Below are 22439 nucleotides of genomic sequence, written 5' to 3'. Positions count from 1 at the left end.
ATTCTTTACGTTGACCGAAAGCGATAAATAACCATGACTACAGGCAGTGCTCTGTACATCCCGCCTTACAAGGCAGACGACCAGGATGTGGTCGTCGAACTGAACAACCGTTTTGGCCCCGAGGCGTTCACCGCCCAGCCGACCCGTACCGGCATGCCGGTGCTTTGGGTCGCCCGCGCCAAACTCGTCGAAGTCCTGACTTTCCTGCGCAACCTGCCCAAGCCGTACGTCATGCTCTATGACCTGCACGGCGTGGACGAGCGCCTGCGCACCAAGCGTCAAGGGCTGCCCGACGGCGTCGACTTCACCGTGTTCTATCACTTGATGTCGATCGAGCGTAATAGTGACGTAATGATCAAGGTCGCCTTGTCCGAGAGCGACCTCAGCGTACCGACCGTGACCGGCATCTGGCCGAACGCCAACTGGTACGAGCGTGAAGTGTGGGACATGTACGGGATCGACTTCCCCGGCCACCCGCACCTGACCCGCATCATGATGCCGCCGACCTGGGAAGGTCACCCGCTGCGCAAGGACTTCCCGGCCCGTGCCACCGAGTTCGACCCGTTCAGCCTGTCCCTGGCCAAGCAACAGCTCGAGGAAGAAGCCGCGCGCTTCAAGCCTGAAGACTGGGGCATGAAGCGTTCGGGCGCCAACGAGGACTACATGTTCCTCAACCTGGGCCCGAACCACCCTTCGGCCCACGGTGCGTTCCGCATCATCCTGCAACTGGACGGCGAAGAGATCGTCGACTGCGTGCCGGACATCGGCTACCACCACCGTGGCGCCGAGAAAATGGCCGAGCGCCAGTCCTGGCACAGCTTCATCCCGTACACCGACCGTATCGACTACCTCGGCGGTGTGATGAACAACCTGCCGTACGTACTGTCGGTGGAGAAACTGGCCGGGATCAAGGTCCCGGAGAAGGTCGACGTCATCCGCATCATGATGGCCGAGTTCTTCCGCATCACCAGCCACCTGCTGTTCCTGGGTACCTATATCCAGGACGTGGGGGCGATGACGCCGGTGTTCTTCACCTTCACCGACCGCCAGAAGGCCTACACGGTGATCGAAGCCATCACCGGTTTCCGCCTGCACCCGGCCTGGTACCGCATCGGTGGCGTGGCCCACGACCTGCCGCGCGGCTGGGAAAAGCTGGTCAAGGACTTCGTCGAGTGGATGCCCAAGCGCCTGGACGAATACACCAAGGCCGCCCTGCAGAACAGCATCCTCAAGGGTCGTACCATCGGGGTCGCCGCCTACAACACCAAGGAGGCCCTGGAGTGGGGCGTCACCGGTGCCGGCCTGCGTTCCACCGGTTGCGACTTCGACCTGCGCAAGGCGCGCCCCTACTCCGGCTACGAAAACTTCGAATTCGAAGTACCGCTGGCGGCCAACGGTGACGCCTATGATCGCTGCATGGTCCGTGTCGAGGAAATGCGCCAGAGCATCAAGATCATCGACCAATGCCTGCGCAACATGCCGGAAGGCCCGTACAAGGCGGATCACCCGCTGACCACGCCGCCGCCCAAAGAGCGCACGCTGCAGCACATCGAGACCCTGATCACGCACTTCCTGCAGGTTTCGTGGGGCCCGGTCATGCCGGCCAACGAGTCCTTCCAGATGATCGAAGCGACCAAGGGCATCAACAGTTATTACCTGACGAGCGACGGCGGCACCATGAGCTACCGCACCCGGATTCGCACCCCAAGCTACCCGCACCTGCAGCAGATCCCTTCGGTGATCAAAGGCAGCATGGTCGCGGACTTGATCGCGTACCTGGGTAGTATCGATTTCGTTATGGCCGACGTGGACCGCTAAGCATGAACAGCACGCTTATCCAGACTGACCGTTTCGCCCTGAGCGAAACCGAGCGCTCGGCCATCGAGCACGAGTTGCATCACTACGAAGACCCGCGCGCGGCGTCGATCGAAGCCCTGAAGATCGTCCAGAAGGAACGTGGCTGGGTGCCCGACGGCGCGCTCTACGCCATCGGCGAGATCCTCGGCATCCCGGCCAGCGACGTCGAAGGCGTCGCCACTTTCTACAGCCAGATTTTCCGCCAGCCAGTGGGCCGTCACATCATTCGCGTCTGCGACAGCATGGTCTGCTACATCGGCGGCCACGAATCGGTGGTCGGCGAGCTCCAGAGCAAGCTGGGCATCGGCCTGGGCCAGACCACCGCCGACGGCCGCTTCACCCTGCTGCCGGTGTGCTGCCTGGGCAACTGCGACAAGGCACCGGCGCTGATGATCGACGACGACACCTTCGGTGACGTTACGCCCGCCGGCGTCGCCAAACTGCTGGAGGGCTACGTATGACCCTGACTTCCTTCGGGCCCGCCAACCGCATCCAGCGTTCGGCCGAAACCCATCCCTTGACCTGGCGTCTGCGTGACGACGGCGAAGCGGTATGGCTGGACGAGTACCAGGCCAAGAACGGCTACGCCGCCGCGCGCAAGGCGTTCACCGACATGGCCCAGGACGACATCGTCCAGACCGTGAAGGATTCCGGCCTCAAGGGTCGTGGCGGCGCGGGCTTCCCCACAGGCGTGAAGTGGGGCCTGATGCCCAAGGACGAATCCATCAACATCCGCTACCTGCTGTGCAACGCGGATGAAATGGAGCCCAACACCTGGAAGGACCGCATGCTGATGGAGCAACTGCCCCATCTGCTGATCGAAGGCATGCTGATCAGTGCACGCGCGCTGAAGACCTACCGTGGCTACATCTTCCTGCGCGGCGAATACACCACCGCCGCCAAGCACCTGAACCGTGCCGTGGAAGAAGCCAAGGCCGCGGGCCTGCTGGGCAAGAACATCCTGGGCAGCGGCTTCGATTTCGAGCTGTTCGTCCACACCGGCGCCGGGCGCTACATCTGCGGTGAAGAAACCGCGCTGATCAACTCCCTGGAAGGCCGCCGCGCCAACCCACGCTCCAAGCCGCCCTTCCCTGCCGCCGTGGGCGTGTGGGGCAAGCCGACCTGCGTGAACAACGTCGAGACCCTGTGCAACGTGCCGGCGATCATTGCCGACGGCGTGGACTGGTACAAATCCCTGGCCCGCGACGGCAGCGAAGACATGGGCACCAAGCTCATGGGCTTCTCCGGCAAGGTCAAGAACCCTGGCCTGTGGGAACTGCCGTTCGGCATCACCGGCCGCGAGCTGTTCGAAGACTACGCCGGCGGCATGCGCGACGGCTACACGCTCAAGTGCTGGCAGCCCGGCGGCGCCGGTACCGGTTTCCTGTTGCCGGAACACCTGGACGCACAAATGTACGCCGGCGGCATCGCCAAGGTGGGCACCCGCATGGGTACCGGCCTGGCCATGGCGGTGGACGACAGCGTCAACATGGTGTCGCTGCTGCGCAACATGGAAGAGTTCTTCTCCCGTGAGTCGTGCGGTTTCTGCACCCCTTGCCGCGATGGCCTGCCGTGGAGCGTCAAGCTGCTGCGGGCCATTGAAAACGGCGAAGGCCAGGCCGGCGACATCGAGACCCTGCTGGGTCTGGTGGGTTTCCTCGGCCCAGGCAAGACCTTCTGTGCTCACGCACCGGGTGCCGTGGAGCCGTTGGGCAGCGCCATCAAATACTTCCGTCCAGAGTTCGAAGCCGGCATCGCGCCCACCAGCGCCGTCGTCCCGCCTCTGGCAAAGCCGATCGTAGTCGGCGCGTAAACGCTTAAAAAGACGAAGGGTCCGTGCCCTTCGTCTTCTCGTGTGATGACGCCGTAAGCGGCTGTGTTGATTCACGCGAACAACAAGATTCCATTAGCCACGCCCGCTGACACCGGGCCAACGAAGAACTTTGAACCATGGCCACTATCCACGTAGACGGCAAAGAGCTCGAAGTCGATGGCGCAGACAACCTGTTACAGGCATGTCTGTCGCTGGGCCTCGACATTCCTTATTTCTGCTGGCACCCCGCCCTTGGCAGCGTTGGCGCTTGTCGCCAGTGCGCGGTCAAGCAGTACACCGACGAAAACGACAAGCGTGGTCGGATCGTCATGTCCTGCATGACCCCCGCCACCGACGGCAGCTGGATCTCCATCGACGACGAAGAAGCGAAAGTGTTTCGCGCCAGCGTCGTCGAATGGCTGATGACCAACCACCCTCACGACTGCCCGGTCTGTGAGGAAGGCGGCCACTGCCACCTGCAAGACATGACCGTGATGACCGGCCACAACGAGCGCCGTTATCGCTTCACCAAGCGCACCCACCAGAACCAGCAACTGGGCCCGTTCATCTCCCACGAGATGAACCGCTGCATCGCCTGCTACCGCTGTGTGCGTTTCTACAAGGACTACGCCGGCGGCACCGACCTGGGCGTGTTCGGTGCCCACGACAACGTGTACTTCGGTCGCGTCGAAGACGGCACCCTGGAAAGCGAGTTCTCCGGTAACCTCACCGAGGTCTGCCCGACCGGTGTGTTCACCGACAAGACTCACTCCGAACGCTACAACCGCAAGTGGGACATGCAGTTCTCGCCGAGCATCTGCCATGGCTGCTCCAGCGGCTGCAACATTTCCCCGGGCGAGCGCTACGGTGAACTGCGGCGCATCGAAAACCGCTTCAACGGTTCGGTCAACCAGTACTTCCTGTGTGACCGTGGCCGTTTCGGCTATGGCTACGTCAACCGCAAGGATCGCCCACGCCAACCGCTGCTGGCGGGCGGCGCCAAGCTGAGCCTGGACGAAGCGCTGGACAAGGCCGCCGAGCTGCTGCGCGGGCGCAACATCGTCGGCATCGGTTCGCCACGGGCCAGCCTGGAAAGCAACTACGCCCTGCGTGAACTGGTCGGCGCCGAGCACTTCTACAGTGGCATCGAAGCCGGCGAGCTGGAACGCATCCGCCTGGTGCTGCAAGTGCTCAAGGACAGTCCGCTGCCGGTGCCGACGATGCGCGACATCGAAGACCACGACGCGGTGTTCGTCCTCGGCGAAGACCTGACCCAGACCGCCGCCCGCATGGCCCTGGCCCTGCGCCAATCGGTCAAGGGCAAGGCCGAGGACATGGCCGACGCCATGCGCGTTCAGCCATGGCTCGACGCCGCCGTGAAGAACATCGGCCAGCACGCGCTGAACCCGCTGTTCATCGCCAGCCTCGCTGAAACCAAGCTCGACGACGTCGCCGAAGAATGCGTCCACGCCGCGCCCGACGACCTGGCCCGCATCGGTTTCGCCGTGGCCCACGCCCTGGACGCCAGCGCCCCGGCCGTCGACGGCCTGGACAGCGAAGCGGCCGCCCTGGCCCAACGCATCGCCGATGCCCTGCTGGCGGCCAAGCGCCCATTGATCATCGCCGGCACCTCCCTGGGTTCCAAGGCCTTGATCGAAGCCGCCGCCAACATCGCCAAGGCCTTGAAGCTGCGCGAGAAGAACGGTTCCATCAGCCTGATCGTGCCGGAAGCCAACAGCCTTGGCCTGGCCATGCTCGGTGGCGAATCGGTGGACGCGGCCCTGCAAGCGGTGATCGACGGCAGTGCCGACGCCATCGTCGTGCTGGAAAACGATCTCTACACTCGCACCGACAAAGCCCGGGTGGATGCTGCCCTGAACGCCGCGAAAGTGGTGATCGTCGCCGACCATCAGAAAACCGCCACCACCGACCGTGCCCACCTGGTGCTGCCGGCGGCGAGCTTCGCCGAAGGCGACGGTACGCTGGTCAGCCAGGAAGGCCGCGCCCAGCGCTTCTTCCAGGTGTTCGACCCGACTTACCTGGACGCCAGCATCCTGGTCCACGAAGGCTGGCGCTGGCTGCATGCCCTGCGCGCCACCCTGCTGGACCAGCCGATCGACTGGACGCAACTGGACCACGTCACCGCCGCCGTCGCTTCGAGCAGCCCGCAACTGGCTCGCATCGTCGATGCCGCGCCATCGGCCTCGTTCCGCATCAAGGGCCTGAAACTGGCGCGCGAACCGCTGCGCTACTCCGGTCGCACCGCCATGCGCGCCGACATCAGCGTCCACGAACCACGGACCTCCCAGGACAACGACACTGCGTTCTCGTTCTCCATGGAAGGCTACTCGGGCTCCACCGAACCGCGCTCGCAAGTGCCGTTCGCCTGGTCCCCGGGCTGGAACTCGCCGCAAGCCTGGAACAAGTTCCAGGACGAAGTCGGTGGTCACCTGCGTGCTGGCGACCCGGGCACTCGCCTGATCGAAAGCCAGGGCGATGGCCTGAGCTGGTTCGCCAGCGTGCCACGCGCCTTCAACCCGGCACCGGGCACCTGGCAGGTCGTGCCGTTCCATCACCTGTTCGGCAGCGAAGAGAACTCTTCCAAGGCCGCACCGGTGCAGGAACGCATCCCGGATGCCTACGTGGCGCTGGCCAAGTCCGAAGCCGACCGCCTGGGCGTCAACGATGGTGCCCTGCTGAGCCTGAACGTGGCCGGCCAGACCCTGCGTCTGCCGCTGCGCATCAATGAAGAACTGGGCGCCGGCCTGGTGGCCCTGCCGGCCGGTTTGGCGGGTATTCCACCGGCGATATTCGGCAAAACCGTCGACGGTCTGCAGGAGGCAGCGCAATGAGCTGGTTCACCCCTGAAGTGATCGATGTGATCCTGACGGTCCTCAAGGCCATCGTGATCCTGCTGGCCGTGGTGGTCTGCGGCGCGTTGCTGAGCTTCGTCGAACGTCGCCTTCTGGGCTGGTGGCAGGACCGCTACGGTCCGAACCGCGTCGGCCCGTTCGGCATGTTCCAGATCGCCGCCGACATGATCAAGATGTTCTTCAAGGAAGACTGGACACCGCCGTTTGCCGACAAGGTGATCTTCACCCTGGCACCGGTCGTGGCCATGAGCGCCTTGCTGATCGCCTTCGCGATCATCCCGATCACCCCGACCTGGGGCGTGGCGGACCTGAACATCGGCCTGTTGTTCTTCTTCGCCATGGCCGGCCTGTCGGTCTACGCGGTGCTGTTCGCCGGCTGGTCGAGCAACAACAAGTTCGCCCTGCTGGGCAGCCTGCGGGCCTCGGCCCAGACCGTGTCCTACGAAGTGTTCATGGGCCTGGCGCTCATGGGCATCGTGATCCAGGCCGGCTCGTTCAACATGCGCGACATCGTCGAGTACCAGGCCCAGAACCTGTGGTTCATCATTCCGCAGTTCTTCGGTTTCTGTACCTTCTTCATCGCTGGCGTGGCCGTGACTCACCGTCACCCCTTCGACCAGCCGGAAGCGGAACAGGAACTGGCCGACGGTTACCACATTGAATATGCCGGCATGAAATGGGGCATGTTCTTCGTCGGTGAATACATCGGCATCATCCTGATCTCGGCGCTGCTGGTGACGCTGTTCTTCGGTGGCTGGCACGGTCCGTTCGGCATCCTGCCGCAACTGTCCTTCGTCTGGTTCGCCCTGAAGACCGCGTTCTTCATCATGCTGTTCGTCCTGCTGCGCGCCTCGATCCCGCGCCCACGCTACGACCAGGTGATGGACTTCAGCTGGAAATTCTGCCTGCCGCTGACCCTGATCAACATGCTGGTGACCGCTGCGATCGTTTTGATGAACGCGCCTGCGGCCGCGGTTCAGTGAGGATTTGACCCATGTTCAAATATATTGGCGACATCGTTAAGGGTACCGGTACCCAACTGCGAAGCCTGGTCATGATCTTCGGCCATGGCTTTCGCAAGCGCGACACCCTGCAATACCCGGAAGAGCCGGTCTACCTGGCCCCCCGTTACCGTGGCCGCATCGTCCTGACCCGCGACCCCGACGGCGAGGAACGCTGCGTGGCCTGCAACCTGTGCGCCGTGGCGTGCCCGGTGGGTTGCATCTCGTTGCAGAAAGCTGAAACCGAAGACGGTCGCTGGTACCCGGACTTCTTCCGCATCAACTTCTCGCGCTGCATTTTCTGCGGCCTCTGCGAGGAAGCCTGCCCGACCACCGCGATCCAGCTCACGCCGGATTTCGAAATGGCCGAGTTCAAACGTCAGGACCTGGTGTACGAGAAAGAAGATCTGCTGATTTCCGGTCCCGGTAAAAACCCTGATTACAACTTCTATCGTGTTGCAGGCATGGCCATTGCCGGTAAGCCAAAAGGCGCCGCGCAGAATGAAGCCGAACCGATCAACGTGAAGAGCTTGCTGCCTTAAGGAAGAAAGATGGAATTCGCTTTCTATTTCGCATCGGGTATCGCGGTGGTGTCCACGCTTCGTGTGGTCACCAACACTAATCCCATACATGCCCTGCTCTACCTGATCATTTCGCTGATCGCCGTGGCCATGACCTTCTTCGCCCTCGGCGCGCCGTTCGCCGGTGCCCTGGAAGTGATCGCCTACGCTGGCGCCATCATGGTGCTGTTCGTGTTCGTGGTGATGATGCTCAACCTCGGCCCGGCCGCGGTCCAGCAGGAACGCTCCTGGCTCAAGCCGGGCATCTGGGCGGGGCCGGTGATTCTCGCCGCCCTGCTGCTGGGTGAACTGCTGTATGTGCTGTTCGCTCACCAGAGCGGCCAGGCCATCGGCCACACCACCGTAGGCGCCAAGGCCGTGGGCATCAGCCTGTTCGGTCCGTACCTGCTGGTGGTCGAACTCGCCTCGATGTTGCTGCTTGCCGCAGCCGTCACGGCGTTCCATTTGGGCCGTAACGAGGCGAAGGAGTAATCACATGCCTGCTATCCCTCTCGAACATGGCCTGGCGGTTGCCGGCATCCTGTTCTGTCTCGGTCTGGTCGGCCTGATGGTCCGCCGCAACATTCTGTTCGTGTTGATGAGCCTGGAGGTCATGATGAATGCCTCCGCCCTGGCTTTCATCGTCGCGGGCGCTCGCTGGGCGCAGCCGGATGGACAGATCATGTTCATCCTGGTGATCAGCCTGGCAGCCGCCGAGGCCAGTATCGGCCTGGCGATCCTGTTGCAGCTGTATCGCCGCTTCCACACTCTCGATATTGACGCTGCCAGCGAGATGCGCGGATGAACCTTCTCTTCCTGACTTTCATATTTCCTCTTGTCGGTTTCCTGCTGCTGTCGTTCTCCCGTGGACGCTGGTCGGAAAACCTGTCGGCACTGGTTGGCGTGGGCTCCATCGGCCTGTCTGCCATCGTCACGGCCTACGTGATCTGGCAATTCAACGTCGCCCCGCCGGAAGGTGGCCGGTACGTGCAAGTGCTGTGGCAGTGGATGGCGGTGGAAGGCTTCACGCCGAACTTCGCCCTGTACCTGGACGGCCTCTCGGTGACCATGCTCGGCGTGGTGGTCGGCGTGGGTTTCCTGATCCACCTGTTCGCGTCCTGGTACATGCGCGGTGAAGCCGGTTACTCGCGCTTCTTCGCCTACACCAACCTGTTCATCGCCAGCATGCTGTTCCTGGTGCTCGGCGATAACCTGTTGTTCCTGTACTTCGGCTGGGAAGGCGTGGGCCTGTGCTCGTACCTGTTGATCGGTTTCTACTACAGCAACCGCAACAACGGCAACGCCGCACTCAAGGCGTTCATCGTGACCCGGATCGGCGACGTGTTCATGGCCATCGGCCTGTTCATCCTGTTCCAGCAACTGGGCACGCTGAATATCCAGGAACTGCTGGTCAAGGCACCCGAGCACTTCAAGGTCGGTGACTTCTGGATCGTCCTGGCGACCCTGATGCTGCTGGGCGGTGCCGTCGGTAAATCCGCACAACTGCCGCTGCAGACCTGGTTGGCGGACGCGATGGCCGGTCCTACCCCGGTCTCGGCCCTGATCCACGCCGCGACCATGGTGACCGCCGGTGTCTACCTGATCGCCCGTACCCACGGCCTGTTCGCCCTGGCGCCGGACATCCTGCACCTGGTGGGCATTGTTGGCGGCGTGACCCTGGTGCTGGCCGGTTTTGCCGCCCTGGTACAGACCGACATCAAGCGCATCCTCGCCTACTCGACCATGAGCCAGATCGGCTACATGTTCCTGGCCCTGGGCGTTGGTGCCTGGGAAGGCGCGATCTTCCACCTGATGACCCACGCCTTCTTCAAGGCCCTGCTGTTCCTGGCGTCCGGTGCGGTGATCGTGGCCTGCCACCACGAGCAGAACATCTTCAAGATGGGCGGCCTGTGGAAGAAACTGCCGCTGGCCTACGCCAGCTTCATCGTCGGTGGTGCGGCCCTGGCGGCCCTGCCACTGGTCACCGCCGGTTTCTACTCCAAGGACGAGATCCTCTGGGAAGCGTTCGCCAGCGGTAACCAGGGCCTGCTCTATGCCGGCCTGGTGGGTGCGTTCATGACCTCGCTGTACACCTTCCGCCTGATCTTCATCGCGTTCCACGGTGAAGCCAAGACCGAAGCCCACGCCGGCCACGGCATTGCCCACTGGCTGCCACTGTCGGTGCTGATCGTGCTGTCGACCTTCGTCGGCGCCCTGATCACCCCACCGCTGGCCGATGTGCTGCCGCAAAGCGTCGGCCATGCCGGCGGCGAAGCCAAGCACAGCCTGGAAATCGCCTCGGGCGCCATCGCCCTGGCGGGTATCCTGCTGGCCGCCCTGCTGTTCCTGGGCAAGCGTCGTTTCGTCACGGCGGTCGCCAACAGCGGCATCGGGCGGTTCCTTTCGGCCTGGTGGTTCGCCGCCTGGGGCTTCGACTGGATCTACGACAAACTGTTCGTCAAGCCATACCTTGCGATCAGCCACATTCTGCGCAAAGACCCGCTCGACCAGACCATTGGCCTGATCCCGCGCATGGCCAAGGGCGGTCACACCGCCTTGAGCCGTACCGAGACCGGTCAACTGCGTTGGTATGCGGCTTCCATGGCGGCTGGCGCCGTGCTGGTTATCGGCGCCATCGTGCTGGTAGCGGTCTGATATGAACCTTGCGAACTTGCGAAAGGAAACGAGCCCGTCATGATTCTGCCCTGGCTAATCCTGATCCCCTTCATCGGCGGCCTGCTGTGCTGGATCGCGGAGCGCTCCAGCTCCACGCTCCCGCGCTGGATTGCGCTGCTGACCATGTCCCTGGAACTCGCGCTCGGCCTCTGGCTGTGGGCGACCGGCGACTATTCATTCGCTCCGGCCCCTGGCGCCGATCCGACCTGGGCACTTGAGTTCAAGCACGCCTGGATCGCGCGCTTCGGCATCAGCGTGCACCTGGCCCTCGACGGCCTGTCGTTGCTGATGATCCTGCTGACCGGCCTGCTGGGTATTCTCTCGGTCCTCTGCTCCTGGAAAGAGATCCAGCGTCACGTCGGTTTCTTCCACCTGAACCTGATGTGGATCCTGGGCGGTGTCGTCGGCGTGTTCCTGGCGCTGGACCTGTTCATGTTCTTCTTCTTCTGGGAAATGATGCTGGTGCCGATGTACTTCCTCATCGCGCTCTGGGGTCACAGTTCTTCGGACGGCAAGAAAACCCGGATCTACGCGGCGACCAAGTTCTTCATCTTCACCCAGGCTTCCGGCCTGATCATGTTGGTGGCGATCCTTGGCCTGGTGCTGGTCAACTTCAACAACACCGGCGTGATTACCTTCAACTACGCCGACCTGTTGAAAGTGCAGATGTCGCGCACCACCGAGTACGTGCTGATGCTGGGCTTCTTCATCGCGTTCGCGGTGAAGCTGCCGGTGGTGCCGTTCCACTCCTGGCTGCCGGACGCCCACGCCCAGGCGCCGACCGCCGGTTCCGTGGACCTGGCGGGTATCTTGCTGAAGACCGCGGCCTACGGCCTGCTGCGCTTTGCCTTGCCGCTGTTCCCCAATGCCTCGGCGGAGTTCGCGCCGATTGCCATGACCCTGGGCCTGATCGGGATTTTCTACGGTGCGTTCCTGGCGTTCGCCCAGACCGATATCAAGCGCCTGATCGCGTTCTCCAGCGTCTCGCACATGGGCTTCGTGCTGATCGGGATCTACTCCGGCAGCCAGCTGGCCCTGCAAGGCGCGGTGATCCAGATGCTCGCCCACGGCCTGTCGGCGGCGGCGCTGTTTATCCTCAGCGGTCAGCTGTACGAGCGCCTGCACACCCGGGACATGCGTGAAATGGGCGGCATCTGGTCGCGCATCGCCTACCTGCCGGCCATCAGCCTGTTCTTCGCGGCCGCGTCCCTGGGCCTGCCGGGCACGGGCAACTTCGTCGGCGAGTTCCTGATCCTGATCGGCTCGTTCGTCAGTGCGCCTTGGATCACGGCGATTGCCACCTCCGGCCTGGTGTTCGGTTCGGTCTACTCGCTGATCATGATCCACCGCGCCTACTTCGGTCCGGCCAAGTCGGATGAAGTGTTGCGTGGCATGGACGGTCGCGAACTGATCATGGTGCTCGGCCTTGCGGTGCTGCTGGTTTACCTCGGCGTGTACCCGCAACCGTTCCTCGACACCTCTGCCGCCACGATGCATGGCGTGCAGCAGTGGCTCGGCACCGCCTTCTCTCAACTCGCTTCGGCCCGGTAAGAGCGCTATGGAATTCACGATTCAACACTTTATCGCGCTTGCGCCGCTGTTGATCACCAGCGCCACGATCATCGTGGTGATGCTGGCGATCGCCTGGCGGCGCAATCACTCGCAGACCTTCCTGCTGTCGGTGGCGGGGCTGAACCTGGCCCTGCTGTCGATTTTGCCGGCCCTGAAAGTCGCACCACTGGCGGTCACGCCACTGATGCAGATCGACAGCTTCGCCTGCCTCTACATGGCGTTGATCCTGGTCGCCACCCTGGCCTGCGTCACCCTCGCCCACGCCTACCTCGGCGATGGCGGTTCGGGTTACCCGGGCAACCGCGAAGAACTGTACCTGCTGATCCTGATGGCCGCCGCCGGCGGCCTGGTGCTGGTCAGCTCGCAGCACCTGGCCAGCCTGTTCATCGGCCTGGAACTGCTGTCGGTACCGGTCTACGGCCTGGTGGCCTACGCCTTCTTCAACAAGCGCTCCCTGGAAGCCGGCATCAAGTACATGGTGCTGTCGGCGGCCGGTTCCGCGTTCCTGTTGTTCGGCATGGCCCTGCTCTACGCCGAAGCCGGCACCCTGAGCTTCGTCGGCATCGGCCAGGCCCTGGCGGCCACCGGCCTGCCTAGCCCGATCGCGCAACTGGGCCTGGGCATGATGCTGATCGGCCTGGCGTTCAAGCTGTCGCTGGTACCGTTCCACCTCTGGACCCCGGACGTCTACGAAGGCGCCCCGGCACCGGTGGCGGCGTTCCTGGCCACCGCGTCGAAAGTGGCGGTGTTCGCGGTCATGGTGCGGCTGTTCCAGATCTCGCCCGTGGCCAGCAGCGGTGTACTGAGCAACGTGCTGACCATCATCGCCATCGCGTCGATCCTGTTCGGTAACCTGCTGGCACTGACCCAGAGCAACCTCAAGCGTCTGCTGGGTTACTCGTCCATCGCTCACTTCGGCTACCTGCTGATCGCCCTGATCGCCAGCAAGGGCCTGGCCGTGGAAGCCATCGGCGTGTACCTGGTCACCTACGTGATCACCAGCCTCGGCGCCTTCGGCGTGATCACCCTGATGTCCTCGCCGTACAACGGCCGCGACGCCGATGCCCTGTACGAATACCGCGGCCTGTTCTGGCGCCGTCCGTACCTGACCGCCGTGCTGACCGTGATGATGCTGTCCCTGGCCGGCATCCCGCTGACCGCCGGCTTCATCGGCAAGTTCTACATCATCGCCACCGGCGTCGAGGCTCACCAATGGTGGCTGGTCGGCTCCCTGGTGCTGGGCAGTGCCATCGGCGTGTTCTACTACCTGCGCGTGATGGTCACCCTGTACCTGATGGAACCGAACCTGCGTCGTCACGATGCCGAGTTGCACTGGGAACAGAAGGCAGGCGGCGTGATGCTGCTGGCCATCGCCGTGTTGGCGTTCTTCCTTGGCGTGTACCCGCAGCCGTTGCTGACTTTGGTCCAGCAGGCGGGCTTGGTGGGCTGATCGCCCAAGCGTTGTAGCCATCGAAAGTGCCCGTATCGCAAGATACGGGCATTTTTTTTGGCTCTCGTTCGCGAAGAGTGATACGAGATAAGACAAGAAGCGCGGACTGATTCAGGTCCTTGACGCTGCCACCTTATTCAATATGATTAACCTTGAATCAGATTGCTGTACAACGATACAAAATAAATCGCTAATCATCGGCCTGGAAGCGGTTGTTTGAGAAGGCTGGCTATTCCCGCCAATTGAAAGGGGTCATCCATCATGGCAACCACCACGAAAACTCGCTCTGTCACCGCCCACGTCCCAGTGCAACTGGCCGAAAAAGTCGACCTGATGGCTGAACGCCTTGAGCGCTCCAGGAACTGGATCGTCAAACAGGCTCTATCTGCTTGGATAGATCAGGAAGAGGAGCGCAGTCGTCTGACCCTCGAGGCCCTGGCCGATGTTGACGCTGGCCGTGTGATTGATCACCAGGCGGTCCAGGCTTGGGCCGATAGTCTCAATACCGACACTCCGTTACCGGTCCCGCGCTGATGGAGTTGAAGTGGACCAGCAAGGCACTGTCCGACATAGCCCGACTCTATGAGTTTCTGTCATCGGCGAACCAACCCGCTGCCGCACGAACAGTACAACAGCTCACGACTGCACCGACCTCATTGCTGGTCAACCCGCGCATGGGTGAACGCCTGGAAGAGTTCGAACCTCGGGATGTGCGCAGAATTCAGGTCGGCCACTACGAGATGCGCTACGAAATAGTAGGTTCCACCCTGTACCTGCTGCGCCTGTGGCACACACGTGAGGATCGATAACGCCGACTCGGCCAGCTTGGTCGCGATGACAGCGGCACCTTCAACATCGATGCAAGCTGACCCACCGCTTTCGCGAGCAAGCCCGCTCCCACAGAAACTCAACGCGCCTGCCAGTCAAAGTGCAAGACCATTTCTCCCGCCCTCTTGCAGCTTGCACGAACATAGAAAGCCACCTTAATACAACCAATTGTTTTTAAAGGCTTTTTTAAGATGCTTCGGCTGGCACGGCTGATGCAATTCATCTCATACGCGGCGTCGGCGCTTGAAGCCTGCCCGCATCCGTGAATTGCCGAGGAGCTACCCATGAATGCCATCGATCTGTTGAAAGCCGACCATGAGCGCGTCAAAGCCATCCTGACTCAACTGAGCGAGTCGACCGAACGCGCCGTGAAAAAACGTACCGACCTGTTGGCGAAACTGGAAATGGAAATTTCCATCCATACCCGCCTGGAAGAAGAAATCCTTTATCCGGCTTTCAAGCAGGCAGGTGGCAAGGAGGAGGCGCAGATGTACTACGAAGCCAAGGAAGAGCACCGCACCGTCGACTCGCTGGTGCTGCCTGACCTGAAGGCGACCGACCCGTCCACAGCGGAATTTTCCGGCCGGGCAAAAGTGGTCAAGGAGCTGCTTGAGCACCACATCGAGGAGGAAGAAAAAGAAATGTTCCCCCACGCGAAAAAACTGCTGGGCAAGGCAAAACTGGACGCCTTGGGTGCGGAAATGGAGACCATGAAAGCGCAGTACAAAAAAGAACTGAGCAGCGCCAGCCTCGCCGCCTGATCGTACGCCGCGGATGCGTCAGCCGTCGCCCGACGGCTGCACGCCCGAGGCGTTATTGCATGTGTTCGCGCAAGAACTCCACCAACGCCTGTACCGGGCGTGAGCCTTGGCGATGTTGCGGGTAGACCGCCGACAGCGCCAGGGGCTCGGTTTCGAACCCCTCCAACACCTTGATCAACCGACCATCCTTCAAGGCATCGCCGAGGATGAAGGTAGGCAAGTAGGTGACCCCCATGGCGGCGATGGCCGCGTCCCTGAGCACATCGCCGTTATTGGCGCGCATGCGCCCCGTGACCTCCAGGGTCAACGGTTTGCCGGCCCCCGCGAAACGCCACTGCACCTGGCGGCTGTGACCATAGGGCAGGCAGTCATGATGGCGCAGGTCTTCCGGTCGCATGGGTGTGCCTTTTTGCGCCAGGTAAGCCGGACTGGCGCAGTACACCCGTTCGATGGTCGCGATGCGCCGGGCAATCAGCGTCGAGTCCTCCAGCACGCCGATGCGCAGCGCCAGGTCATAGCCCTCCCCCAGCAGGTCCACCGAACGGTCGCTCAGGTCCACTTCGACGCTGACGCCCGGATAACGCTGCAGGAACTGCGGCAACAGGCTGCCCAGATGCGCCATGGCGAAGGACAGCGGTGCGCTGAGCCGAATCGTGCCACGGGGCTCACTGGTCTGGCCGCTGATCCCCTGCTCCACCTGTTCGACGTCATTGAGCAGACGCAACGACGCTTCGTAATAGCGCTGGCCCAACGGGGTGACGTCCAGCCGGCGGGTCGAGCGATTGAGCAAACGTACGCCCAGGCGCTGTTCCAATGCCATGAGCTTGCGGCTGACGAACTGCTTGGACAGCCCCAGCTTGTCCGCCGCGGCGGTGAAACTGCCTGACTCCATGACCTGGGCAAAGATGCGCATTTCTTCGAAGGGGTTCATTGTCATTCCTGGGGTGGACAGTCAGGGGGATGAGTTGGGCATTGTGGGTGGAGCAAGGCAGCTTGGAAAGGTGTTGGATGGGCTGACGCTATCGCGAGCAAGCTCGCTCCCACGGGGTTTGAGGCGTATTCAGGTTCTGTAATCACTGGGAACCCTGTGGGAGCGAGCTTGCTCGCGATAGCGGCGGATCAGCTTGCAAGAACCTGATGCCGGGCACAAAAACGCCCGCACAAGGCGGGCGTCATTGAGCATGAATTGCTTACTTGGCCGTCAGCGCCGAGTAGCTGTTCATCAGGTTGCGGTAGTTCGGAATCCGCTGGGACAGCAGGTTGCCCAGGCCTTCGATGTCGTTGCGCCAGTCGCGGTGCAGCTCACAGGCCACCGAGAACCAGTTCATCATCTGCGCGCCGGCGGCGGTCATGCGGACCCAGGCGGCCTGCTGCACGGTTTCGTTGAAGGTGCCCGAGGCATCGGTCACGACGAACACGTCGAAACCTTCGGCCAGCGCCGACAGGGTCGGGAACGCTACGCAGACATCGGTGACCACGCCCGCGATGATCAATTGCTTGCGGCCGGTGGCCTTGATCGCCTTGACGAAATCTTCGTTGTCCCAGGCATTGATCTGGCCTGGACGCGGGATGTATGGCGCGTCCGGGAACATTTCCTTGAGCTCCGGCACGATCGGGCCGTTGGGGCCTTGTTCGAAGCTGGTGGTCAGGATGGTTGGCAGTTCGAAGAACTTCGCCAGGTCGGCCAAGGCCAGCACGTTGTTCTTGAACTCGTTGGGCGAGAAGTCCTGGACCAGGGAAATCAGGCCGGTCTGGTGATCGACCAGCAGGACGACCGCGTCGTCTTTGTTCAGACGGTTGTAGGCGGGAACGTTGCTCATGGGATGACTCCTTTGGGATGGATAGTAAAACCTGTGGGAGCGAGCTTGCTCCGGGCGGCGTTCCGACGATGGCGGAGTGTCAGGCGACGGCAGTGCTGAATGTTCAACCGCTATCGCGAGCAAGCTCGCTCCCACAGAGGGGGTTGTGTGTTAGTTAAAAGGCAAAGCAGGAACAGCCAAACGCGCCCCAGAAACCTTGGAAATCACTGACCGGAACGTTCGACAGTCGTGCCCGTTCATGGCTGTGGGCATGCACCGTGCACGGACCACTGCACTGGTGGACCTGAGCCTGCAACGGCGAAGTCGGGCGCCAATGGCCCGGGACCTTGACCACCGGCGACCAGTCGGGCAAAACCGGGACGCTGGCCGGGCCGAGTTTTTCGAAATCACCAGCGGCGTACACCACCTTGCCGTCCACAACGGTCAGTACCGACTCGATCCACTTGATGGCTTCTTCCTCGACGCTGAAGAAGTCCGCGCTGAGGGCCGCCAGGTCCGCCAGTTGGCCGACCTTGATCTGGCCCTTCTTGCCCTGCTCCGACGAGAACCAGGCGCTGCCATGGGTAAACAGTTCCAATGCGGTCAGGCGCGGCAGGCCTTCTTCGTGCAACGAAAGACCACCGACCGTGCGGCCGCTGACCATCCAGTACAACGAGGTCCAGGGGTTGTAGCTGGAGACGCGGGTGGCATCGGTGCCGGCGCCCACCGGTACGCCTTCGGCCAACATGCGCTTGATCGGCGGCGTGGCTTCGGCGGCCTTGGCACCGTAGCGGTCGACGAAGTATTCGCCCTGGAAGGCCATGCGGTCCTGAATCGCAATGCCGCCGCCCAGCGCTCGCACACGTTCGATGTTCTTCGGCGTGATGGTCTCGGCGTGGTCGAAGAACCACGGCAGGCCGTTGAACGGAATATCGCGGTTGACCTTCTCGAACACGTCGAGCATGCGGCTGATGGATTCGTCATAAGTGGCATGCAGGCGGAATGGCCAGCGTTGCTCCACCAGGTGCCGGACCACCGGTTCCAGGTCCTGCTCCATGCCGGGCGGCAGGTCTGGACGCGGCTCCAGGAAGTCCTCGAAATCCGCCGCCGAGAACACCAGCATTTCCCCGGCGCCGTTGTGCCGCAGGAAATCGTCGCCCTGGTGCAGCTTGACGCTGCCGGTCCAGTTCTTGAAGTCGCTGAGTTCTTCCTTGGGCTTCTGGGTGAACAGGTTGTAGGCGATGCGCACCGTCAACTGCTGCTCGCGGGCCAACTGCTCGATCACCGCGTAGTCGTCCGGGTAGTTCTGGAAACCGCCGCCGGCATCGATGGCGCTGGTCAGGCCCAGGCGATTGAGTTCCCGCATGAACTGGCGAGTGGAGTTGACCTGGTATTCCAGCGGCAGCTTCGGCCCTTTCGCCAGCGTCGAGTAAAGGATCATCGCGTTGGGCCGCGCCACCAGCATGCCAGTGGGCTCGCCCTTGCTGTCACGCACGATCTCGCCACCCGGCGGGTTCGGCGTGTCACGGGTGTAACCGGCGACCCGCAGCGCGGCGCGGTTGAGCAAGGCGCGGTCATACAGGTGCAACACGAATACCGGCGTATCGGGGGCCGCCTGGTTGAGTTCTTCCAGGGTCGGCATGCGCTTTTCGGCGAACTGGAATTCGTTCCAGCCGCCGACCACGCGCACCCACTGCGGCGTCGGCGTGCGGTCGGCCTGGTCCTTGAGCATGCGCAAGGCATCAGCCAGGGACGGCACGCCTTCCCAGCGCAGTTCCAGGTTGTAGTTCAGGCCACCACGGATCAGGTGCAAGTGCGAGTCGTTGAGGCCGGGGATAACGGTACGACCCTTGAGGTCGATGACCTGGGTGCCGCTGCCCCGCAGGGCCATGGCCTCGGCATCGGTGCCTACCGCGACGAAGCGGCCCTGGCTGATGGCGACTGCGCTGGCCCGAGGCTTCTCGCGGTCGACGGTATGGAATTGACCGTTGAATAGAATCAGATCGGCGTTCATAGGGTTACCTTTGACGATAAGAGTGAATACGGTCCGTGGCGAGGGAGCTTGCTCCCGCTCGGCTGCGTAGCAGCCGCAAAAAGCCAGGGGCTGCTTCGCAGCCCAGCGGGAGCAAGCTCCCTCGCCACAACTATGTTTGTCATAACCGCTCAGCGATGCTCGGGCTCCAGATGCTCATGGGTCTTGGGTTCCAGCCAAGGCGCGAACAGGCGTGTCGCCAAAGGCATGCACACGTAGACCACCGAGAGCACGATGGTCAGGGTGATCAGGAACGTGGCGACCACGTAGTTGGACAGAAACGCGTTGAGCTGCAACAGCGGGCCCCAGAGCAACGGCACCAGCAAGGTGTGCGGCAGGATGACCAACAGCGTCACCACCGATTGCTTCCAGCGCGGCGGCGGTGTGGCGGCATCGGCCAGCGGGGCGAACCAGAATTCCTTGTGGGAGGCGACCTCGGTCTGGTCGCCATCGGCCAGCAGCGGCGCGGCCTCTTCCACCAGTTCGCGGCGCTCGGGCGAATCCAGCCAGCGTTGCATGGCCTCGGTGGAGCAGAACCGCAGCACACAGGTGAACAGCGACAAACCGCCCTGCTTGCCCCGCACCACATCCACCCCCAGATGCCCCGGCCACTGGCCAGCCACGCTGACGATGCGCCGCAACCAGGCTTCATAGGCATCATCCTGGCCGGCCTTGATCCGGTGCTTGACCACCAGGGTCACGATTTCATCGAGGCCGGGTTTGGCCGGGCTCCCAGGAGAGTCGATGGTTTGAGATTCAGACATGGCGAAGCACTCCAACAAAACGCGTGTTCATCGCCAGGCGCCCGGGCCCGGCGATCAATACGCTGGTAAATATGATCAACAGCAACCAACCGAACTGCCCTTCTTCCAGGCTCCATTGCGGATGCACCACCAGCAGCGCCACCGCCAGCAGAAACAGGATCGGCAGGCACGCCAGGCGTACCAACACACCGGCCATGATCAGCAGCGGACACAGCACCTCGGCGAAAATCGCCAGGATCAGGGTTGGCGCCGCCCCCAGGTGAAAGGGGTCTTCGATGCGGGTCAGCTCGACGCTGTAGTGCAACAGCTTCGGCAGCCCATGGACCCACAGCAGGAACAACCCGCCGCTAAGGCGCAGGAACAGCAAACCCAGGTCCTGCCACGGGCGTTCATCAGTCATGCTCATCGGTGGGCTCCGTCCGGGGCGGCCGAGGCCGCGGCCGGCAAGGGTTGGGACATGTGGCTGGCAATGCGCGAGCGCAGCCAGCGCTCGGCCGGGTCGTTGTCATGCACGCCGCTCCAGACCATCGACAGTTCGGCCGCATTGATCTCGAACGGCGGGTCCTCGGCACGCAGCGCGCAGCCTTCCACCAGCGCGCAGGCGGCATAGTCGGGCACGGTGGCGATCAGCTCGGTACCGGCCAGCAAGGCCCGCAGCCCGCTGAATTGCGGCACCGCCAGCACCACTTTGCGGGTCCGGCCAATGCGGGCCAGGTCCAGGTCGATATTGCCGCTCAAGTCGCCCGAAAACGAAACCATGGCGTGGGGCCGCGAGCAGTACTCGTCCAGGGTCAGCGGCCCCGGGCGCTTGTCGCCACGCAAGACCTTGCAAGGAATGTCCCGCAGTTTCTTACGCTTGGCATTGGCCGGCAGATCGGTGGTGTAGCTCACGCCGACGCTGATTTCACCGCTGGCCAGCAGCGACGACATCAGCAGGAAATTGGCCCGGCGCACCACCACGATGATCCCCGGCGCCTCTTCGCGCAGTTGGCTCAGCAATGGCGGAAACAGGCCGAATTCGGCATCGTCGGACAGCCCGATGCGAAACACATCGCAACTGGTGGATGGGTCGAACGCCTTGGCCCGGCTGACCGCGCCGGAGATGGTGTCCATGGCCGGTTGCAACTCTCGCAGGATCGCCAAGGCTCGTGGGGTCGGTTCCATGCCACGACCGTGACGGATCAGCAACGGGTCGTCGAACAGATCCCGCAGCCGCCCCAGCGCCGCGCTCACCGCCGGCTGGCCCATGAACAGCTTTTCGGCGACGCGGGTCAGGTTTTTCTCGAACATCAGCGCCTCGAAGATCACCAGCAGGTTCATGTCGAGACGGCGTAAATCGTTGCGGTTCATCGGTTTGGGCCCTGTTGGATGCCGATCCTGTGGGAGCGAGCTTGCTCGCGATAGCGGGGTGTCAGTCGGCGGCGATGTTGCCTGTTGCGCCGCCATCGTCGGAACGCCGCCCGGAGCAAGCTCGCGCCTACAGGTTTGTGGCTTGATCAGCCCCGGATGAACGCCAGCAGGTCCGCGTTCAGCCGGTCCTTGTGGGTATCGGTCAGGCCATGGGGCGCGCCCGGGTACACCAGCAACTGCGAGTTCTTCAGCAATTTGGCGGCGGCGATGCCGGCGGTTTCGATGGGGACCACCTGGTCGTCATCGCCATGGACCACCAGGGTCGGCACGTCGATGTTGCGCAGGTCTTCGGAAAGATCGGTCTCCGAGAACGCCTTGATGCAGTCGTAGGCGTTCTTGTGGCCGGCGAGCATGCCCTGCATCCAGAACCAGTCGATCATGCCTTGGGAGACTTTGGCGCCCGGACGGTTGGCACCGAAAAACGCGCTGGCCACATCTTTGTATAGCTGAGAACGGTCGGCCAGGGAGGCCTGGCGGAAACCGTCGAAGACTTCGATGGGCAAGCCGCCAGGATTGGCCGCGGTCCTGAGCATCAGCGGCGTCACCGCCGAGATCAGGCCGAGCTTGGCGACCCGGGCGGCGCCATGGCGGCCGATGTAGCGCGCCACTTCGCCACCGCCGGTGGAGAAGCCGAGCAGCACCGCATCCTTCAAGTCCAAGCGTTCGATCAGCTCGGCCAGGTCATCGGCGTAGGTGTCCATGTCGTTGCCGTCCCAGGGCTGGCTGGAACGCCCGTGTCCACGGCGGTCATGGGCGATCACCCGATAGCCGTTGGACGCCAGGAACATCATCTGCGCCTCCCAACTGTCCGAGTTCAACGGCCAGCCGTGGCTGAAGACCACCGGTTGACCACTGCCCCAATCCTTGTAGTAGATCTCGGTGCCGTCGCGGGTGATGAAGGTGCTCATGACATGACTCCTTGAGGTGGGTGGATCGCTTTATGGTCTGGTCAGAGGGGGCATGGGCGTGAGTTAAACGTTGTTAATTTTTTCGGGACTGAAGTGTTAAAAACCCGGATTAAGACTGCTTTTGTGGCGAGGGGA

Annotated in this window: 21 protein-coding genes; 14 read left to right on the top strand and 7 right to left on the bottom strand. The window is 62.7% G+C overall.

What is annotated here, in order from left to right; translation table 11 throughout:
• The first annotated feature begins 33 nt into the window (after positions 1 to 33).
• The 14 genes from nuoC (at position 34) to J4E53_RS07890 (ending at position 15391) form a co-directional block, all read left to right on the top strand.
• Positions 34 to 1818, top strand: a complete 1785-nt coding sequence (gene nuoC / locus J4E53_RS07955; protein ID WP_060741548.1) for an NADH-quinone oxidoreductase subunit C/D — start codon at positions 34 to 36, stop codon at positions 1816 to 1818.
• A 2-nt stretch (positions 1819 to 1820) separates the two neighbouring features.
• Positions 1821 to 2318, top strand: coding sequence for an NADH-quinone oxidoreductase subunit NuoE (nuoE, locus tag J4E53_RS07950; protein ID WP_072392829.1), 498 nt, complete (start codon positions 1821 to 1823; stop codon positions 2316 to 2318).
• Positions 2315 to 3670 (top strand): NADH-quinone oxidoreductase subunit NuoF, encoded by a 1356-nt coding sequence (gene nuoF / locus J4E53_RS07945; RefSeq protein WP_060741547.1) that lies wholly within the window; start codon positions 2315 to 2317, stop codon positions 3668 to 3670. Before nuoE ends, nuoF begins: the two co-directional genes overlap by 4 nt.
• 137 nt (positions 3671 to 3807) lie before the next feature.
• Positions 3808 to 6522, top strand: a complete 2715-nt coding sequence (gene nuoG, locus J4E53_RS07940) for an NADH-quinone oxidoreductase subunit NuoG (RefSeq protein WP_103308480.1) — start codon at positions 3808 to 3810, stop codon at positions 6520 to 6522.
• Positions 6519 to 7526 (top strand): NADH-quinone oxidoreductase subunit NuoH, encoded by a 1008-nt coding sequence (gene nuoH, locus J4E53_RS07935; RefSeq protein ID WP_092196998.1) that lies wholly within the window; start codon positions 6519 to 6521, stop codon positions 7524 to 7526. Before nuoG ends, nuoH begins: the two co-directional genes overlap by 4 nt.
• Before the next feature lie 11 nt (positions 7527 to 7537).
• Entirely contained in the window at positions 7538 to 8086 is a 549-nt protein-coding gene (gene nuoI, locus J4E53_RS07930) for an NADH-quinone oxidoreductase subunit NuoI (RefSeq protein WP_003180051.1), read from the top strand.
• Between the two features lie 9 nt (positions 8087 to 8095).
• Positions 8096 to 8596: an NADH-quinone oxidoreductase subunit J gene (gene nuoJ / locus J4E53_RS07925; RefSeq protein WP_060741545.1), complete on the top strand. Its 501-nt coding sequence runs from the start codon at positions 8096 to 8098 to the stop codon at positions 8594 to 8596.
• 4 nt (positions 8597 to 8600) lie between these two features.
• Entirely contained in the window at positions 8601 to 8909 is a 309-nt protein-coding gene (nuoK, locus tag J4E53_RS07920) for an NADH-quinone oxidoreductase subunit NuoK (RefSeq protein WP_003180046.1), read from the top strand.
• Positions 8906 to 10759: an NADH-quinone oxidoreductase subunit L gene (nuoL, locus tag J4E53_RS07915; protein ID WP_060741544.1), complete on the top strand. Its 1854-nt coding sequence runs from the start codon at positions 8906 to 8908 to the stop codon at positions 10757 to 10759. Before nuoK ends, nuoL begins: the two co-directional genes overlap by 4 nt.
• A 39-nt stretch (positions 10760 to 10798) precedes the next feature.
• Positions 10799 to 12331 (top strand): NADH-quinone oxidoreductase subunit M, encoded by a 1533-nt coding sequence (gene nuoM / locus J4E53_RS07910; RefSeq protein WP_060741543.1) that lies wholly within the window; start codon positions 10799 to 10801, stop codon positions 12329 to 12331.
• Positions 12332 to 12338: 7 nt separating this feature from the next.
• Positions 12339 to 13802 (top strand): NADH-quinone oxidoreductase subunit NuoN, encoded by a 1464-nt coding sequence (nuoN, locus tag J4E53_RS07905; protein ID WP_060741542.1) that lies wholly within the window; start codon positions 12339 to 12341, stop codon positions 13800 to 13802.
• Between the two features lie 261 nt (positions 13803 to 14063).
• Complete coding sequence (locus J4E53_RS07900) at positions 14064 to 14336, top strand: CopG family ribbon-helix-helix protein (protein ID WP_060741541.1); 273 nt, start codon at positions 14064 to 14066, stop codon at positions 14334 to 14336.
• A complete protein-coding gene (locus tag J4E53_RS07895; RefSeq protein ID WP_103308479.1) occupies positions 14336 to 14611 on the top strand; it encodes a type II toxin-antitoxin system RelE/ParE family toxin in 276 nt (91 codons plus the stop codon). Before J4E53_RS07900 ends, J4E53_RS07895 begins: the two co-directional genes overlap by 1 nt.
• 303 nt (positions 14612 to 14914) lie before the next feature.
• The gene (locus J4E53_RS07890) at positions 14915 to 15391 is read left to right on the top strand and encodes a hemerythrin domain-containing protein (protein WP_060741539.1); all 477 of its coding nucleotides are present in this window, start codon (positions 14915 to 14917) and stop codon (positions 15389 to 15391) included.
• 52 nt (positions 15392 to 15443) lie between these two features.
• On the opposite strand, the gene J4E53_RS07885 is transcribed toward J4E53_RS07890, so the two are convergent.
• From J4E53_RS07885 to J4E53_RS07855, 7 genes are all read right to left on the bottom strand, one after another.
• Positions 15444 to 16322 carry a LysR family transcriptional regulator gene (locus tag J4E53_RS07885; RefSeq protein WP_060741538.1) on the bottom strand — a complete coding sequence of 293 codons (879 nt, stop codon included), beginning with the start codon at positions 16320 to 16322 and terminating at the stop codon, positions 15444 to 15446.
• Between the two features lie 259 nt (positions 16323 to 16581).
• Positions 16582 to 17211 (bottom strand): isochorismate family cysteine hydrolase YcaC, encoded by a 630-nt coding sequence (ycaC, locus tag J4E53_RS07880; RefSeq protein ID WP_014337664.1) that lies wholly within the window; start codon positions 17209 to 17211, stop codon positions 16582 to 16584.
• A gap of 154 nt (positions 17212 to 17365) precedes the next feature.
• A complete protein-coding gene (locus J4E53_RS07875; RefSeq protein WP_024617381.1) occupies positions 17366 to 19204 on the bottom strand; it encodes an amidohydrolase in 1839 nt (612 codons plus the stop codon).
• 149 nt (positions 19205 to 19353) lie between these two features.
• Positions 19354 to 19986 (bottom strand): antibiotic biosynthesis monooxygenase, encoded by a 633-nt coding sequence (locus J4E53_RS07870; protein WP_103308478.1) that lies wholly within the window; start codon positions 19984 to 19986, stop codon positions 19354 to 19356.
• Positions 19979 to 20392 (bottom strand): DoxX family protein, encoded by a 414-nt coding sequence (locus J4E53_RS07865; protein WP_060741536.1) that lies wholly within the window; start codon positions 20390 to 20392, stop codon positions 19979 to 19981. The genes J4E53_RS07870 and J4E53_RS07865 overlap by 8 nt, the downstream gene beginning before the upstream one ends.
• On the bottom strand, positions 20389 to 21336 hold the full coding sequence (locus J4E53_RS07860; RefSeq protein ID WP_060741535.1) for a LysR family transcriptional regulator: 948 nt from the start codon (positions 21334 to 21336) through the stop codon (positions 20389 to 20391). Before J4E53_RS07860 ends, J4E53_RS07865 begins: the two co-directional genes overlap by 4 nt.
• Before the next feature lie 146 nt (positions 21337 to 21482).
• Positions 21483 to 22304, bottom strand: coding sequence for an alpha/beta fold hydrolase (locus J4E53_RS07855; protein ID WP_103308477.1), 822 nt, complete (start codon positions 22302 to 22304; stop codon positions 21483 to 21485).
• Positions 22305 to 22439: the final 135 nt, after the last annotated feature.

It is taken from the genome of Pseudomonas sp. FW305-28, from assembly GCF_017351395.1.
Taxonomy (GTDB): domain Bacteria; phylum Pseudomonadota; class Gammaproteobacteria; order Pseudomonadales; family Pseudomonadaceae; genus Aquipseudomonas; species Aquipseudomonas fluorescens_AA.
This window is presented reverse-complemented; position numbering and strand designations above follow the sequence as displayed.

What these genes read in the sequence shown, in the direction of transcription:
- nuoC (WP_060741548.1), top strand. Translation starts at nt 34, where the DNA reads ATGACTACAGGCAGTGCTCTGTACATCCCGCCTTACAAGGCAGACGAC.
- nuoE (WP_072392829.1), top strand. Translation starts at nt 1,821, where the DNA reads ATGAACAGCACGCTTATCCAGACTGACCGTTTCGCCCTGAGCGAAACC.
- nuoF (WP_060741547.1), top strand. Translation starts at nt 2,315, where the DNA reads ATGACCCTGACTTCCTTCGGGCCCGCCAACCGCATCCAGCGTTCGGCC.
- nuoG (WP_103308480.1), top strand. Translation starts at nt 3,808, where the DNA reads ATGGCCACTATCCACGTAGACGGCAAAGAGCTCGAAGTCGATGGCGCA.
- nuoH (WP_092196998.1), top strand. Translation starts at nt 6,519, where the DNA reads ATGAGCTGGTTCACCCCTGAAGTGATCGATGTGATCCTGACGGTCCTC.
- nuoI (WP_003180051.1), top strand. Translation starts at nt 7,538, where the DNA reads ATGTTCAAATATATTGGCGACATCGTTAAGGGTACCGGTACCCAACTG.
- nuoJ (WP_060741545.1), top strand. Translation starts at nt 8,096, where the DNA reads ATGGAATTCGCTTTCTATTTCGCATCGGGTATCGCGGTGGTGTCCACG.
- nuoK (WP_003180046.1), top strand. Translation starts at nt 8,601, where the DNA reads ATGCCTGCTATCCCTCTCGAACATGGCCTGGCGGTTGCCGGCATCCTG.
- nuoL (WP_060741544.1), top strand. Translation starts at nt 8,906, where the DNA reads ATGAACCTTCTCTTCCTGACTTTCATATTTCCTCTTGTCGGTTTCCTG.
- nuoM (WP_060741543.1), top strand. Translation starts at nt 10,799, where the DNA reads ATGATTCTGCCCTGGCTAATCCTGATCCCCTTCATCGGCGGCCTGCTG.
- nuoN (WP_060741542.1), top strand. Translation starts at nt 12,339, where the DNA reads ATGGAATTCACGATTCAACACTTTATCGCGCTTGCGCCGCTGTTGATC.
- J4E53_RS07900 (WP_060741541.1), top strand. Translation starts at nt 14,064, where the DNA reads ATGGCAACCACCACGAAAACTCGCTCTGTCACCGCCCACGTCCCAGTG.
- J4E53_RS07895 (WP_103308479.1), top strand. Translation starts at nt 14,336, where the DNA reads ATGGAGTTGAAGTGGACCAGCAAGGCACTGTCCGACATAGCCCGACTC.
- J4E53_RS07890 (WP_060741539.1), top strand. Translation starts at nt 14,915, where the DNA reads ATGAATGCCATCGATCTGTTGAAAGCCGACCATGAGCGCGTCAAAGCC.
- J4E53_RS07885 (WP_060741538.1), bottom strand. Translation starts at nt 16,322, where the DNA reads ATGAACCCCTTCGAAGAAATGCGCATCTTTGCCCAGGTCATGGAGTCA.
- ycaC (WP_014337664.1), bottom strand. Translation starts at nt 17,211, where the DNA reads ATGAGCAACGTTCCCGCCTACAACCGTCTGAACAAAGACGACGCGGTC.
- J4E53_RS07875 (WP_024617381.1), bottom strand. Translation starts at nt 19,204, where the DNA reads ATGAACGCCGATCTGATTCTATTCAACGGTCAATTCCATACCGTCGAC.
- J4E53_RS07870 (WP_103308478.1), bottom strand. Translation starts at nt 19,986, where the DNA reads ATGTCTGAATCTCAAACCATCGACTCTCCTGGGAGCCCGGCCAAACCC.
- J4E53_RS07865 (WP_060741536.1), bottom strand. Translation starts at nt 20,392, where the DNA reads ATGAGCATGACTGATGAACGCCCGTGGCAGGACCTGGGTTTGCTGTTC.
- J4E53_RS07860 (WP_060741535.1), bottom strand. Translation starts at nt 21,336, where the DNA reads ATGAACCGCAACGATTTACGCCGTCTCGACATGAACCTGCTGGTGATC.
- J4E53_RS07855 (WP_103308477.1), bottom strand. Translation starts at nt 22,304, where the DNA reads ATGAGCACCTTCATCACCCGCGACGGCACCGAGATCTACTACAAGGAT.